This is a genomic window from Micromonospora sp. LOL_021 (assembly GCF_048060215.1).
Lineage (GTDB): Bacteria > Actinomycetota > Actinomycetes > Mycobacteriales > Micromonosporaceae > Micromonospora_E.
The window spans coordinates 46,940-61,853 of record NZ_JBHMIN010000002.1 but is presented as its reverse complement, the minus strand read 5'-3'; the positions used below and the strand labels follow the sequence as shown (position 1 = coordinate 61,853).

Below are 14,914 nucleotides of genomic sequence, written 5' to 3'. Positions count from 1 at the left end.
CGGATGCCGTTCACCGTCGCCGGGCACAGTTTCGACTCCCGGCTGATCCTCGGCACCGGCGGTGCCGCCAACCTGCACATCCTGGAGCAGGCGATCGCGGCCAGCGGCACCGGGCTGGTCACCGTCGCACTACGCCGGGTGGACAGCGCCGCCACCATGCACGGCGGCCTGCTCGACCTGCTGGAGCGCTGCGGCGTACGGCTGCTGCCGAACACCGCCGGCTGCTACACCGCGACCGAGGCGGTGAAGGTGGCCCACCTGGCCCGTGAGGCGTTCGACACCGACTGGGTGAAGCTGGAGGTCATCGGCGACGAACGCACCTTGCTGCCGGACGGCGCCGAGCTGCTGCGCGCCGCCGAGCAGCTGGTCGACGACGGTTTCACCGTGCTGCCGTACACCACCGACGACCCGGTGCTGGCCCGCCGGCTGGCCGACGCCGGCTGCGCGGCGGTGATGCCGGCCGGCGCGCCGATCGGCTCCGGCCTGGGCATCCTCAACCCGCACCACATCCGACTGATCCGACAGTCGGTGGACATCCCGGTGGTGCTGGACGCGGGGGTCGGCACCGCCTCCGACGCCGCGCTCGCCATGGAGCTGGGCTGCGACGCGGTGCTGCTGGCCAGCGCGGTGACCCGGGCCGCCGACCCGGTCGCGATGGCCACCGCCATGCGGTACGCCATCGAGGCAGGTCGGCTGGCGGCCCGCGCCGGGCGGATCCCGAAGCGTTTCCACGCCCTGGCATCCACTCCGGACGAAGGGCGGCCCGAACTGTGAACGGGATCCTGCTGCTCACCGATCGCCGGCAGACGGCCCGGCCGCTGTCGGAGGTGGTCGCGGCGGCGGTGGCCGGCGGGCTCCGGCAGGTGGTGCTGCGGGAACGGGACCTGCCCCGGGCCGAACGCGCCGCGCTGGCCGAGCGGTTGCGCGGCATCCTCGCCCCGGTCGGTGGGACGTTGATCGTGGCTGGCCCCGACCCGCTGGGCGGCGACGCGGTGCACCTGAGTGCCGCTGGACCGTACCCGCCACCGGCGTACGGCCTGGTCGGGCGCTCCTGCCACGACGAGGCCGAGCTCGGCCGACTGACCACAGAGGACTACGTGACGGTGTCGCCGGTCTTCGTGACCGCGTCCAAGCCCGGGTACGGGCCACCGCTGGGTCCGGCCGGGCTGGCCCGCCTGGTCCGGGTGGCCGCCGGCCGGCCGGTGGTCGCCCTCGCCGGGGTGACCACGGCGGAGCAGGTCGCCACCTGTCGGGCGGCCGGTGCCGCCGGGGTGGCGGTGATGGGCGCGGTGATGCGCGCCGCCGACCCGGCGGCTGTCGCGGCGGAGTTGGTCGCGGCGGCGGCACCGGCCGAGGTGAGCTGCTGATGGCCGGTGACCGAACCACTCCGGTGGTGGCGATGACGATCGCCGGCTCCGATTCCGGCGGCGGTGCCGGCATCCAGGCGGACCTGAAGGTCTTCGCCGCGCTCGGCGTCTACGGCACCAGCGCGATCACCGCGGTGACCGCGCAGAACACCACCGGCGTCACCAGCGTCCACCAACTGCCGGCGGCGCAGGTGCTCGCCCAGATCGAGGCGGTCCGCGCCGACCTGCCGGTGCGTGCGGTGAAGACCGGCATGCTCGGTACGGCCCGGATCGCCGGGGCGGTCGCCGCGCTGGCCCGGGCCGGGGAGTTGCCGAATCTGGTGGTCGATCCGGTGCTGGTCTCGACCAGCGGGCACCGGCTCGGCGTGGTCGGCGCGGTCGAGCGGCTGCTGCCGTACGCGCTGGTCGCGACGCCGAACCGGGCGGAGGCCTCGGCGTTGGTCGGCTGGCCGGTACGGACCGTCGACGAGATGGCCCGGGCCGCCGCCGAGCTGGCCGCCGGCGGGCCGAGGTTCGTGGTGGTCACCGGTGGCGACCCGGACGGTACGTCGACCGACCCGGCGGCGGTCGACGTCGTCGCTACTGCGGACCCGCCGGTCGACGTCGTCGGCACCGCCGACGGCGGCTGGCGGCTGGCCGGCGAGCGGCTGGATACCGGCAACACACACGGCACCGGGTGCAGTTTCGCGGCGGCGGTGGCCGCCCGGCTGGCGCTTGGCGACGACGTACCGGCGGCGTTGGCCTTCGCCAAGGAGTACGTCGCGCGGGCGCTGGCCGGCGCCCGGCACTGGCGGTTGGGCTCCGGTCACGGACCTATAGACCATTTCGGCAACTACCTGAAGGAGGCCCGCTGATGCAGGCTCGGCGCAAGGTGTACGTGCAGGGACCACGACCGGACATCCAGGTGCCGTTCGCGGAGGTGACCCTTACCGGCGACAACCCGCCGGTCCGGCTCTACGACACGTCGGGTCCGGGGTCGGACCCGCAGGTCGGGCTGGCCGCGCTGCGCGGGCGGTGGATCGCCGAGCGCGGCGACGTCGCCCCGGTACGCGGTGCCGGCACCCCGCTGGCCGGGGCGGACGGTCGTCGGCCCACCCAGTTGGCGTACGCCCGGGCCGGGGTGGCCACCCCGGAGATGGAGTTCGTCGCGCTGCGGGAGAACCTGCCGGTCGAGGTGGTACGCGAGGAGATCGCCGCCGGACGCGCGGTGCTGCCGGCCAACGTCAACCACCCCGAGTCCGAGCCGATGATCATCGGTGGTCGGTTCCTGGTGAAGGTGAACGCCAACATCGGCACCTCGGCGGTCTCGTCGTCGGTGGCCGAGGAGGTGGAGAAGCTGACCTGGGCCACCCGGTGGGGCGCGGACACGGTGATGGACCTGTCCACCGGCAAGCGGATCCACGAGACCCGCGAGGCGATCGTGCGCAACTCGGCGGTGCCGATCGGCACGGTGCCGATCTACCAGGCGTTGGAGAAGGTCGGTGGGGATCCGGTCAAGCTGAGCTGGGACGTGTTCCGGGAAACCGTGATCGAGCAGGCTGAGCAGGGCGTCGACTACATGACGGTGCATGCCGGGGTGCTGCTGCCGTACGTGCCGTTGGCGGTCGACCGGGTCACCGGGATCGTCTCCCGGGGCGGGTCGATCATGGCCGCCTGGTGCCTGGCGCACCACGAGGAGAACTTTCTCTACACGAACTTCGCCGAGCTGTGCGAGATCCTGGCCCGCTACGACGTGACCTTCTCGCTGGGTGACGGGCTGCGGCCGGGGTCGATCGCCGACGCCAACGACGCCGCCCAGTTCGCCGAGCTGCGGACGTTGGGCGAGCTGACCTCCGTGGCGTGGGAGCACGACGTGCAGGTGATGATCGAAGGCCCCGGCCACGTGCCGATGCACAAGATCAAGGAGAACGTGGACCTGCAGCAGGAACTGTGCCACCAGGCGCCGTTCTACACGCTCGGCCCGCTGACCACCGACATCGCGCCGGCGTACGACCACATCACGTCGGCGATCGGGGCGGCGATGATCGGCATGTTCGGCACCGCGATGCTCTGCTACGTCACGCCGAAGGAGCATCTGGGGCTGCCGGACCGCGACGACGTCAAGGCCGGGGTGATCGCGTACAAGATCGCCGCGCACGCGGCCGACCTGGCCAAGGGACATCCGGGAGCGCAGGCCTGGGACGATGCGTTGTCCAAGGCGCGGTTCGAGTTCCGCTGGGAGGACCAGTTCAACCTGTCGCTGGACCCGGAGACCGCCCGGTCCTACCACGACGCGACGCTGCCGGCCGAGCCGGCGAAGTCGGCCCACTTCTGCTCGATGTGCGGCCCGAAGTTCTGTTCGATGAAAATCACGCAGGATCTGAAGGAGTACGCCCAGCAGGGCATGAAGGACAAGTCGGATGAATTCGTCGCATCCGGTGGCCGGGTCTACCTGCCGTTGGCCTGATCGTCGGCACCGCTACGGCTCCGACTGTCGGCGCCGTCGCGGCTCCGGCCCTCGGCACCGTTACGGTTCCGACTGTCGGCGCGGCGAGGTTGCCGGCGCAACTCGCTGACCCAGTCCACGTGTTCGGCGTCCTCGTCGGTCAACGCCGGTGGAGGCGCCGGCCGCCGCTGGCGCATGAACCGGGGTCGGGGGATCCGGTCGGCCGCAGGTGCGGTGGGCGGTGCGGCGACCGGTTGCGGTGCGACCGGTGGTGGGGCGACCGGCTGTGGCGTCGGCCGGTCGACGCCACCGGCCACCGGTGTCGGTGTCGGTGTCGGCGGCCCGTCCGTCGCGATCGGCGTCGGGTCGACACGGGGGGTGACCGCCGCAGGTGTCGGTGGCGGACGGTCACCCGGATGCGACCGCGCGGCGACCGGCACCGGTGACGCTGCGGTCGGACCTGGCCGGACCGGTTCCGGCGCGGGCGGTTTCGGTGCGGGCGGGCGCGACGTCAGCGGGTCTGGCGCGGGGCGGCCCAGCGTCGGCGGGTCCGGTGTGGGCGGCGCTGCCGGACCGGTCGACACCCGCCCGACGGGTGCCGAATCGGCGGACATCTTTTCAGATAGGGCAATTTCCGCTACCGATTCGCGGCTCTCGGACGAGCCATTGGTGGGTCCGGCGGTCGCTCCGACAGCGGGCGCGGGCGTTCCGCTTGCGGGCGCGGGCGTTCCGCTTGCGGTGCCGGCCCGTCGGCCGGGTCGGCGCACCGCAGCCACAGCGATCGAACCGACGGCTCCGGCGGCTACCGCCAGCAGCGCCGCCCAGTAGGGGTCGTCCTGATACGGCCCAGCGCGGCCGGCCCCGGCGACCAGGTACGCGGCGTCGAGGACCGCCGGTCCGACCATTCCGGACACCGCCGTGGCCACCGTCGGCGCCGCCCGCCACCGGGTCAGCCCGCTCACCGCCGCACCGAGCACCAGCGCCACCGCCGGCAACAGCACGAACAGTTGCCAACCGGGGTCACCCGTGTCGAGCACGACCGGTTCGAGTACCCCGGGTCGGATCTCGGCGACGGCGTCACCCGCCCACAGATCCGGGGTAGTCGACCCGACCGCCAGCAGCCAGAGCCCGCCGTTGAACACCAGCACATTCCAGCGCATCGCCGGATGGGCAAGCGCGGCCAGCGCCGCCGGCAGACCCACCACCGCCCCGATCCCGCCGATCAGGACGGTGACCGTCACCGGATCGTCGATCCCGGTCGACGCCTGCGCCGGCAGCACCGACAACCCGACCACGGCGAGCGCCGCACCGATCGCGGCGACCAGCGCCAGGACGAACCGGCGGACGGCCGTACGGACCGCCGACACCCGCCGGTGCCGGGCCGGACGCTGCTCGGCGACCCGTTGCGCCACGCACGCGCCGACGACGGCAGCGACGATCGCGAACCAGGCGAGCCAGGTCAGCTGGGTCGGCCAGAAGTCTGCGGTCGGCCCCACGAAGTCGCGGCGTAGGCGTACCAGTTGGAGACCGTAACCGGCACCGAGCTGGACGGCACCGGCGAACGCCGCCACACCGAATGCCGTGGTGATCGCTCTGAGCCAGGTCCGCAAGGCCATGCCGGGAGGTTACGGCCGGCCGCCCGCACTGTCGACCTGGACCGGGGCGACCGCCGCCGGTCCGGTGGGTCAGCCCAGCTGGGGCAGCACCTCGGCGGCGACCAGCTCCAGGTGGTCCAGGTCGGCGAGGTCGATGAATCGCAGGTGTACCCGGCTGGTGCCGATCGCCGCGAACTCCCCGATCCGGTCCACCAGTTGGGCCGGCGAACCGATCACCGGGTCCTCCGGCGGCAGGGCGCTCTTCTCGTGCAGCGGCGCGGCGCGCCGCTGCGCCTCGGCGTCGGTACGCCCGATCGCGATGACGATCCCGGCCGACATGGTCAGCGGCGGTCGGTCCTGCTCAGTGCGCCCGGTCCGGTGACAGGCCTCGGTCACCCGTTCGTAGGCCGCTGCGGTCTCGGCGACCGACTTGAACGGCATGTTGAACTCGTCGGCGAACTGGGCTGCCAGCTCCGGGGTCCGCTTCGGCCCCCGTCCGCCGATGATGATCGGCGGGCCGGCCGGCTGCGCCGGCTTCGGCAGCGCCGGAGCGTCGACCAGCTGGTAGTGGTCGCCGTGGAAGCTGAACTTGTCACCGACCGGGGTACGCCACAGCCCGGTGATCACCTCAAGCTGCTCTGCCAACCGGTCGAAGCGTTCCCCGACGGACGGGAACGGCAGCCCGTAGGCGGTGTGCTCCCGGGCGTACCAGCCGGCCCCGATGCCGAGGTCGACCCGGCCGCCGCTCATCTGGTCGACCTGGGCGATCATCACGGCGAGCGGCCCGGGCAGCCGGAAGGTCGCCGAGGTGACCAGTGTGCCGAGCCGGATCCGGGAGGTCTCCCGGGCCAGCGCGGCCAGGGTCAGCCAGGCGTCGGTCGGCCCCGGCAGCGCCAGATCCTCACCCATCGACTGGTAGTGGTCGGCCCGCAGGTAACCCTCGAACCCGGACTCCTCAGCGAGCCGGGCCAGCCGGAGCTGGTCGTCGTAGCTGGCGCCGCGGTGCGGCTCGGTAAACACGCTGACCCGCATGGTCAGTACCCTCCGATCCCGGCTGTCGCCGGTGCGTCGCGTTCCATCAGCACCTCGTGCAGTTCCGCACTGCACCGGGCGACGTCCTCGGTGTGCGCGTTGCGCCCCAGGCTGCGGGGGCGGGGAATGTCGATCGGCACGACCTTGCGGATCCGCCCTGGTCGAGGGCTCAGCACCACGACCCGGTCGGCGAGCAGGACGGCTTCGTCGATCGAGTGGGTGACGAAGACGATGGTCGCCGCGCGTTCCATGTGGATCCGTTGCAGTTCGACGGAGAGTTCCTCGCGGGTCAGCGCGTCGAGCGCCGAGAACGGCTCGTCCATCAGTAGCACCTGTGGTTCGGCCAGCAAGGATCGGCACAGCGACACCCGCTGCTGCATGCCGCCGGACAGCTCGTGCGGCAGCCGCTTGTCGAAACCGGCCAGCCCCACCATCTCCAGCAGTTCCATGGCTTTCGCCCGGTGCTGTCTGCGACGCAGCCCGAAAATCTCCGCCGGCAGCAGGACATTGTCCAGCACTGATCGCCAGGGCAGCAGGGCCGGACGTTGGAAGAGCATGGCGATGTCCCGGCGTGGTTTGACCACCTGCTCGCCACCGACGGTGACCTCGCCGGCCGTCGTCGGGAGCAGCCCGGCGATGAGCCTGAGCAGGGTGGACTTGCCGCAGCCGGATCGACCGACGACCGCGACGAACTCACCGGCGGTCACCGAGAGGTCGATGCCGCGCAGTGCCTCCACTGTGCCGGAGCGACCGGCGAACGTCCGTCCGACTCCGCTGAGCTGGATCATGGGGCCGGCAGCTCCCTCGTCCTGGGTCGATCAACAAGCGGGGACAGAGTATCCGGATCGTGCCGGCCACGCACCACCCGCGCGGTAAACACTTTTGATTGCGATCCAGGGTCCGCGATGCCCGGCTGTCGCATTGGTCAGGTTTCCCTCGTACTCTGTTGCCCGCGAAGTTTCCCAACGCGACCGCGGCACCGGTCCGGCCCCCACCGACCGGCTGCCGCGCCGGACCAACTACCCCCTCCGGTCGCCTCGACGACCTGCGGGTTCGTCGAGGGGCCGTCGGGTTGGAAAGGACACACGTTCATGACAAGGCTCACCCGTACGATCGCCGCCACGGCCCTCGCGGCGGCGCTCGCGGTCACTGCCGGCTGCAGCGCGGACGACGGTGACGAGGCGAATGCCGGTGGCACCGAGGAATTGAAGGAAGTGACGTACCTCACTTCCTTCGGAAACTTCGGTCGGGACTCCTACGCCTGGGTCGCCAAGGACAAGGGCTTCTTCGAGGAGGCCGGTTTCGACGTCGAGGTCAAGGCAGGTGCCGGCACCGGCGACAACATCAAGACCGTCGTCGGTGGACAGGCCCACTTCACGCCGATCGACCTGACCGGCGGACTGCTGCAGTACGGCAACGGCGAGGCAAAGGACTTCGTCGTGGTCGCCGGCATCCAGCAGCGGACCATGGCCGCGATCATCGCGCTGGACGGCAGCGGCATCACCACCCCCAAGGACCTGGAGGGCAAGACGCTCGCCGACGCCCCCGGCTCGGTGGTGCGCAACCTGTTCCCGACATACGCCTCGCTGGCCGGCATCGACGAGAGCAAGGTCGAGTGGGTCAACGGCGCTCCGCAGACCCTGATGGGCACCCTGGCCTCCGGGTCGGTGGACGGTATCGGGCAGTTCGTGGTCGGTAAGCCCACCGTTGAGACCGTCGCGCAGGGCAAGACCGCCGTGGTGCTGCCGTACAGCGACATCATGACCGACCTGTACGGCAACGTGCTGATCACCTCGACGGCGATCGCCGAGGAGGACCCGGAGATGGTGAAGCGCTTCAGCGCGGCACTGCTCAAGGGCCTGGAGTACAGCATCACCAACCCGGAGGAGGCCGGCGAGATCCTGGCCAAGAACGTGGAGGAGGCCAACCCGGCCGCCGCCGCCGCCGAACTGGAGCTGATGGCCGCCTTCGTGAAGTCGACCAGCTCCGGTGTGCCGGTCGGTGCACTGGACAGCCAGCGGATCGCCCGCAGCATCGCGATCCTGCAGGGCGCCGGGGCGATCCCGCCGGGCCTGGAGCCGGAGCAGGTCGTCAACTTCGACCTGGCCCCGAACGCCGAATCCTGACCGACCCGGATGCGGGCGGGTGGGTCACTGTCCGGTGACCCACCCGCCCGCACCCGGCGGCTCGGCGAGCCTGAGGAGTGTCGATGACCGTACTCAAACCGGCGCAGGCGCCACCGGTCCGCGCCGCGACCACCGCTCCGGTCCGCCGCCCCGCTGGCGGCCGGGTCGCCGCCGTTGGACTACCGCTGCTCGGCGTGGCGGTGACGGTGACCGCGTGGTGGCTCGCCACCAGCGTGTTCAACCTGGTGCACTCGGTGGTGCTGCCACCCCCACAGGACGTGTACGCGGCGTTCTCCCTGCGGATGCCACGGCTGCTGGAACACACCCTGGCGACCACCACCTCGACCGTCGTCGGGTTTGCGATCTCCACCGTCATCGGGGTGCTGATCGGACTGGCGCTGGCTGGTTCCCAGGTGGCCGAGCGGATGTTCGCTCCGCTGCTGGTGGCGCTGAACGCCGTACCGAAGATCGTGCTCGCCCCGCTGCTCGTGGTCACCCTCGGCTGGGGTCAGCAGTCGATCCTCACCATGGTCTTCCTGCTCTGCTTCTTCCCGATCGTGCTCTCCACGGTGACCGGTCTGACCTCGACCCCGGCCGACCTGGCCGAGCTGGCCCGGTCACTGGACGCGTCCCGCTGGCAGACCTTCCGCAAGATCCGGTTCCCGGCTGCGTTGCCGCAGATCTTCGTCGGCCTGAAGGTCGCGATGCCGCTGGCGGCGATCGGCGCGGTGATCGGCGAGTTCCAGGCCGGCGAGGAAGGGCTGGGCTACATGACCCTGCAGTTCAGCGGGATGGGCGAGAATTCCGCCGCCTGGGCGGCGATCGTGTTGATCGGGCTGATGAGCATCCTGCTCTACTTCGCGCTGGTCGGCTTCGAACGGCTGCTGCTGCCGTGGGTGCGGGAAACGACGTCGGCCCGCTGACGTCGCCATCATGTCGCGCCCGCCCCGGACGTCGTGTGCCCGCCAGGAAGTCCTGGCGGGCACACGAGGCCGGGCCGTACCGGGGCCGTCAGCTGGCCAGCCGCCAGCGGCCACCCCGGGAGACCAGCATGGTCAGTGCCTGAGGCATCAGGCCGGAGTGGTTGTCCGGGGTCATCCGGATCGGCCCGGACAGCCCGTCGAACTGGGTGGTCTCCAGCACCTCACGGACAGCCTCCCGGTTGACCGAGCCGTCGCCGGTCGACCGGGACACCGCGTCGGCGATCAACTGAACCGCGTCGGCCGCGAACGAGGAGAACCCGTAGTAGCTGCCGAACCTGGCCGTGTAGTCGCGGAACCACTGCTTGCGGGCCGCCTTCGCCGGGGTGTTGGCGATCACGTCGTCGATCACCATGGTCTGGGTGAAGACGAGGTTGACGCCTTCGGTGCCGGCGGCGGAACCACCGGTCAGGAACAGGTCACCGGCGGCGGCGGCGTCGAAGAACAGCGGACCCGGGTAGTCGGCCTGCGCGGCGCTGTCCGCTGCCAGCGCCGCCTGTTCGGCCGAGGTCCAGACCAGCAGCGCGCCCGGATTCTCGCCGGTCAACGGCTGCGCCAGGGTGGCGACGGCCTGGCTCACGTCGGTGTCGGTGGTACGCACCTGTTCGGTGCCGACCAGGTTGATGTCGAGCTTGTCCAGTTCGGCGGTGATCACCCGCAGACCGTCTCGGCCGTACTCGTCGTCGGTGTGCAGCAGGCTGGCCCGCTTGATATTGCGGCGGCGCAGCTCGTTGGCGACCGCGGCGGCGCTGTCCGCCGCGTTGGGGCCGAGTTTGAACAGGTAGCGACGCTCGGTGACCGGGGTGGCGACCGCGGTGGCCGGGGCCAGCGAGATGGTCGGCACCCGCTTGTCGTTGATCGTCCGGGCAGCGCCGACCGCACAGTCACTGCAACTGCCCATGATGATCGCGGTCACCGCGGAGTCGCCGGTGAAGTCGCCGATGTTGCGCAGCGACTCGCTCGGGTCGGAACGGTTGTCCCGGACGTCCAGCCGGATGGTCCGGTCGCCCAGCAGACCCGATTCGTTGATCTGCTCAACCTTCAGTTCGAGGGCTCGTTGGAAGCCCTTGCCGACGGTTGCGGCGGCACCGGACAGTTCCAGGTCGGCGGCGATGACGATCTCGCCGCCGTCCCCGCCGGCCGAGTCGCTGGCGAACTGGCAGCCGGTGAGCGAAGAGGCCAGCAATGTGGATACGAGCGCCGTGAGTAGGGCGGAACGGGTGGGCCTCAAGTCAGTCCTCCAGGTACGCGGCGGATGCGCACCCGGTCGGTGGGCGGCGGCGCGGCTGAGCACGTCCTCAGTAGAAGTCGCGCCGGCGGCATGCCGTACGGTGTGCGCGGAGCCTGCAAACTTGGGAAACCATGCCAATGGGCGGCGTTCTGGTCAAGCGCGCCGGTCGGGGCGTTTCCGGGACTGTCGTCCCACATGTTGGCAACGAGTACATGTTGCGAGCGTTGACTTTGGCGGGACAACTGACGGTGGAAGTTCTATCCGCGCTGATCAGGGCGGTGTGATGAAGATACTCTCCGGTAGCCCTAGGGTGATTACGGGTCGTCCGACCGATTCCTGCCCCACTGAGGCTTCCCAAGCGGGTCCACTTCTGATGAAATCGCGGCCGTGCCGCATGCGGCGCTCACCGCTGCAGCAGGCATCGGTCGGCAGTCCGCGTGTGGAGATAGCGACGGAGGCGATGTCGTGAGGACCGGACCGACGACCCTGCCCGACAACGGCCCGCGGAAACGCCGCGCGCCATTGCGTTGGGTGCCGCGACTGAGGGATGCGCGGATCAGGTCCAAACTGGCCCTGATCCTGGTCGTTCCGCTGGCTGCGGTCGCCGCTCTGGCCACGGTACGGCTGGTCGATGTGGGACAGGGCGCGATCGACGCGCGGATGGTGCGGTCGATGGCCGAACTCTCCGTTGACGTCTCGGCACTGGCTCAGGACGTCCACAAGGAGCGGATGGCCGCGGTTACCTTCCTCGCCGCCCGCGAGGCCGACGCCGAGGCCTACAACATCCGGGTACGCAGCACCGACGAGCGGATCGCGGCGTACGCCGCGGAACGCGACCGGGTCGGTAACGTGCCGGAGGCGGTCGAGCGGCAGCTGGTCGCCATCGACGACCATCTGGACACTTTGAACGCCACCCGCCAAGAGGTGCTCGACCGGCGGCAGATGCCGGTGCCGGAGGCGGTGCTGCGGTACGGCGTCATCCTGTCCGACCTGGCCTCCTACGGCGAGGTGCTCGGCCAGGTCTCCGGTGACGGCGAGGTGCCGGACAGTCTGCGTGCCGTCTCCGCCTTCGCCCGGGCCAAGCTGGCCACGGCCGAGGAGGAGGCGATCATCTTCGCGGCGCTGTCCACCGGCCGGCTGGACGAGGAGCAGTTCTCGTCGTACCTGGCCACGCTGACCAGCCAGCAGGAGGCGCTGCTGTCGTTCTCGCTGGCCGCGTCGCCGTGGGAGCAGGAGCTGGTCGACAGCAGCGTTACCGGTGACGCCGTCTTCCTTGCCGACCGGGTCGCCACCGAGATCACCCGTTCGGTGGGCCAGCGGGCTCCGATGAGCGCCGCCGAGGCGTCCCGGGCCGTGGGGGCGGTCAACGACCTGATGCGGTGGGCCGAGATCCAGCTGGAGTCCCGGCTGCTCGACCGGGCCACCGAGGTGAGCACCAACGTCACCCGGCAGGCGATCATCGAGTCGATCGCGGTGCTGATCGTCCTGGTGCTGGCGATCGCCCTCGCGGTGGTCTTGGCCCGCTCATTGAACGACTCGCTGCGCCGGCTGCGTGAAGGCGCCATGTCGGTGGCCAGCAAAGACCTTCCGGAGGCGGTGGCCAAGCTCCGCGACGTCAACGACCTCAACGACCGGGGTCCGGAGGAGATCGTTCGCAACCTCCGTGATCCGATCCGGCTGCCCAACCGCGACGAGGTCGGCCAGGTCGGCCAGGCGTTCAACGTGGTGCACCGGGAAGCGGTCCGGATCGCGGCCGAGCAGGCGGCGCTGCGGGCGAGCGTGTCGGCGATGTTCCTCTCCCTGGCCCGCCGGAGCCAGACGCTGGTCGACCGGATGATCGGCGAGCTCGACGCGATCGAGCGGGGCGAGGAGGACCCGAAGCGGCTCGCTCAGCTGTTCCAGCTCGACCACCTCGCCACTCGGATGCGCCGCAACGACGAGAACCTGCTGGTCCTGGCCGGTGCCGACTCGACGGCGCCGCGCCGGGAGGACGCGCTGCTGGTCGACGCGCTGCGGGCCGCGCAGTCCGAGGTCGAGCTCTACAACCGGATCGAGTTCGGCACCGTCGACACCGACATCCTGATCTCCGCGCACGCGGTCAACGATGTGGTACGTCTCGTCGCCGAGCTGCTCGACAACGCCACCCGGTTCTCGCCGCCGACCACCACGGTCGTCGCCGACGCCCGGCGGCTGCGCGACTACGTACTGGTCCAGGTGGAGGACCGCGGCCTGGGACTGTCCGAGGAGCAGTTCGACAATCTCAACCGGAGGCTCGCCGAGCCGTCCACCGTCGACGTCTCGGCGTTCCGGCTGATGGGTCTCGCCGTGGTCAGCCGGTTGGCCGGCCGGTACGGCATCCGGGTCGAGCTGCGGCCCAACCCCGAGGGCGGCACCATCGCCCAGGCCACGCTGCCGAGCAGCATCCTGGTACTGCCACAGCGCACCCGGGAGCCGGTGATGACGCGGGGACGCCCGGCCATGGCGGCCGAGCCGATCTCCGCCGCGCCCACGTCGGGCGGGACCTGGTCGCCGATCTCGAGTCCGCCGGCGGCACCCGGCCGTACGGCGACCCTCACCGACCAGTGGCAGAACGCCCGGTCGTCACAGTGGAACGCGGTGTCCGGCGCCCCTACCGCCGCCTTCCCGGTGACTACCGGGGGGCAGTCGACGCCGGTCTCCGCCGCCCCGATCTCCGCGTCGCCGATGTCCGGCTCCCCGATGTCCGGGCCGCCGATGTCGGGCCCGCCGATGTCCGGGCCGCCGGCGGCCCCGGCCGCTGGCCCGGCCGCGCCGACGTACCACCCCGGGCTGCCGGCGTACCGTCCGGCGGCATCCGCCGCCCCGCCTGCTGCGGCACCGCCGGTGGCCAACGTCGGTACGCCGACCGTGGCCTACCCGACGCTGCGACCGACGGGTGCCGGCGGCTACCCGGACCAGTCGGTCATCCCGGCCACCATGCACCCGCTGGCCCCGGCGGTACGCACCGACGGCCAGCTGCCGCACGGCCCGATGGCCGGCGGCTCCGCCGGCGGCGCTGCGCCCGCCAACCCGGCTGCGCCCGCCAACCCGGCTGCGCCCGCCAACCCGGCTGCGCCCGCCAACCCCGCTGGGCGGCCCGAGGACGCCGCCGAGATGCCCATCTTCCGGGAGATGGAGGCGGTCTGGTTCCGGTCGCACGGCTCGGCCGAGACCACCGTCCTGCCGCTGCCGACCGCCGGTCGCCCGCCAGCTGCCGGCGCGCCCGCGGCGCCGTACTCGCCAGCACCCGCTCCGACCAGGACACCGCTGCCGGCCCGCAACCCGGGACAGTCGACTCCACAGCCGGCGGCGTACTCTGCTCCGGTGCAGCCGAACGCCGCACCACCACCGGCCGCGCCGCCGGCGCCCGCACCGTCCACTCCGGCCGGCGCGGCGACGTCGGCGCTGGGTGCCATCCCCCGGCAACGGACCGGCGACTCCGGCAGTTGGCGTACCGCCGCTGACGAGGGCTGGGCCCGGGCCAGTAAGGCAGCTGAGCCGGCGAACGCCGGCACCACCCGCTCTGGTCTGCCGAAGCGCCAGCCCCAGGCACAGTTGGTGCCGGGTGGCGTGGAGGCCAAGCAGAGCCGCGAGCCGACCCGGCGGACCCCGGACGAGGTCCGTGGCCTGTTGTCGGCATATCACCGTGGCGTGCAACGCGGCCGGACCGTCGGCGGCGAGCAGTACCGCGCCACCTCAACCAAGGAGACCAGCGAATGAACAGGCCAGCAGCTATTCAGGACATGGGTTGGCTGCTCAGCAACTTTGCCGACAGCGTGGCGGGGATCGCCCACGTCGTGGCTGTCTCGGCAGACGGACTGCTGCTCGCCTCCTCGCGTGACCTGCCGGCGGACCGGGCCGACCAGTTGGCGGCGATCACCTCGGGTGTGGTCAGCCTCACCGACGGGGCGTCGCGGATGTTCAGCGCGGGTGGCGTGCTGCAGACGGTGATCGAAATGGACAGCGGGTACCTGTTCCTGATGTCCATCAGCGATGGATCGTCGATGGCGGTGCTCGCCGCCCGTAGTTGCGACGTCGGTCAGGTCGGGTACGAGATGGCATTGCTGGTCGAGCGGGTCGGTGCCGCGCTGGTTCCGGCACCACGGGAGGCCGTGGGCGGCCGACCCTGATCCGAGGCTG

12 protein-coding genes are annotated in these 14,914 nt (G+C 71.3%); 8 read left to right on the top strand and 4 right to left on the bottom strand.

Translation table 11 applies throughout. From position 1 onward, the window contains the following. Window positions 1–3: 3 nt before the first annotated feature. From ACFHWT_RS02370 to thiC, 4 genes are read left to right on the top strand one after another with little or no spacing between them, the layout of a single operon-like run. Window positions 4–774, top strand: a complete 771-nt coding sequence (locus ACFHWT_RS02370; protein WP_416592943.1) for a thiazole synthase — start codon at window positions 4–6, stop codon at window positions 772–774. Then, the gene (locus ACFHWT_RS02365; RefSeq protein ID WP_416592942.1) at window positions 771–1,367 is read left to right on the top strand and encodes a thiamine phosphate synthase; all 597 of its coding nucleotides are present in this window, start codon (window positions 771–773) and stop codon (window positions 1,365–1,367) included. Before ACFHWT_RS02370 ends, ACFHWT_RS02365 begins: the two co-directional genes overlap by 4 nt. Next, entirely contained in the window at window positions 1,367–2,221 is an 855-nt protein-coding gene (gene thiD / locus ACFHWT_RS02360) for a bifunctional hydroxymethylpyrimidine kinase/phosphomethylpyrimidine kinase (RefSeq protein WP_416592941.1), read from the top strand. The genes ACFHWT_RS02365 and thiD overlap by 1 nt, the downstream gene beginning before the upstream one ends. Then, window positions 2,221–3,813, top strand: coding sequence for a phosphomethylpyrimidine synthase ThiC (gene thiC, locus ACFHWT_RS02355; RefSeq protein WP_416592940.1), 1,593 nt, complete (start codon window positions 2,221–2,223; stop codon window positions 3,811–3,813). The genes thiD and thiC overlap by 1 nt, the downstream gene beginning before the upstream one ends. On the opposite strand, the gene ACFHWT_RS02350 is transcribed toward thiC, so the two are convergent. The 3 genes from ACFHWT_RS02350 to ACFHWT_RS02340 form a co-directional block, all read right to left on the bottom strand. After that, a complete protein-coding gene (locus ACFHWT_RS02350) occupies window positions 3,795–5,408 on the bottom strand; it encodes a hypothetical protein (RefSeq protein ID WP_416592939.1) in 1,614 nt (537 codons plus the stop codon). The genes thiC and ACFHWT_RS02350 overlap by 19 nt on opposite strands. A 69-nt stretch (window positions 5,409–5,477) precedes the next feature. Further along, entirely contained in the window at window positions 5,478–6,419 is a 942-nt protein-coding gene (locus ACFHWT_RS02345; protein WP_416592938.1) for an LLM class F420-dependent oxidoreductase, read from the bottom strand. Window positions 6,420–6,421: 2 nt separating this feature from the next. After that, a complete protein-coding gene (locus ACFHWT_RS02340; RefSeq protein ID WP_416592937.1) occupies window positions 6,422–7,207 on the bottom strand; it encodes an ABC transporter ATP-binding protein in 786 nt (261 codons plus the stop codon). A gap of 303 nt (window positions 7,208–7,510) precedes the next feature. On the opposite strand from ACFHWT_RS02340, the gene ACFHWT_RS02335 reads away from it, so the two are divergent. Both ACFHWT_RS02335 and ACFHWT_RS02330 read left to right on the top strand, forming a co-directional pair. Next, entirely contained in the window at window positions 7,511–8,545 is a 1,035-nt protein-coding gene (locus ACFHWT_RS02335) for an ABC transporter substrate-binding protein (RefSeq protein ID WP_416592936.1), read from the top strand. 83 nt (window positions 8,546–8,628) lie between these two features. After that, a complete protein-coding gene (locus ACFHWT_RS02330; protein WP_416592935.1) occupies window positions 8,629–9,468 on the top strand; it encodes an ABC transporter permease in 840 nt (279 codons plus the stop codon). A gap of 88 nt (window positions 9,469–9,556) precedes the next feature. Here ACFHWT_RS02330 and ACFHWT_RS02325 read toward each other — a convergent pair whose 3' ends face one another. Further along, entirely contained in the window at window positions 9,557–10,756 is a 1,200-nt protein-coding gene (locus ACFHWT_RS02325; protein WP_416592934.1) for an ABC transporter substrate-binding protein, read from the bottom strand. 465 nt (window positions 10,757–11,221) lie between these two features. Here ACFHWT_RS02325 and ACFHWT_RS02320 point away from each other — a divergent pair, with 465 nt between their 5' ends. Next, window positions 11,222–14,494 (top strand): nitrate- and nitrite sensing domain-containing protein, encoded by a 3,273-nt coding sequence (locus tag ACFHWT_RS02320; RefSeq protein WP_416592933.1) that lies wholly within the window; start codon window positions 11,222–11,224, stop codon window positions 14,492–14,494. Further along, the gene (locus tag ACFHWT_RS02315) at window positions 14,491–14,904 is read left to right on the top strand and encodes a roadblock/LC7 domain-containing protein (protein WP_123606103.1); all 414 of its coding nucleotides are present in this window, start codon (window positions 14,491–14,493) and stop codon (window positions 14,902–14,904) included. The genes ACFHWT_RS02320 and ACFHWT_RS02315 overlap by 4 nt, the downstream gene beginning before the upstream one ends. Window positions 14,905–14,914: the final 10 nt, after the last annotated feature.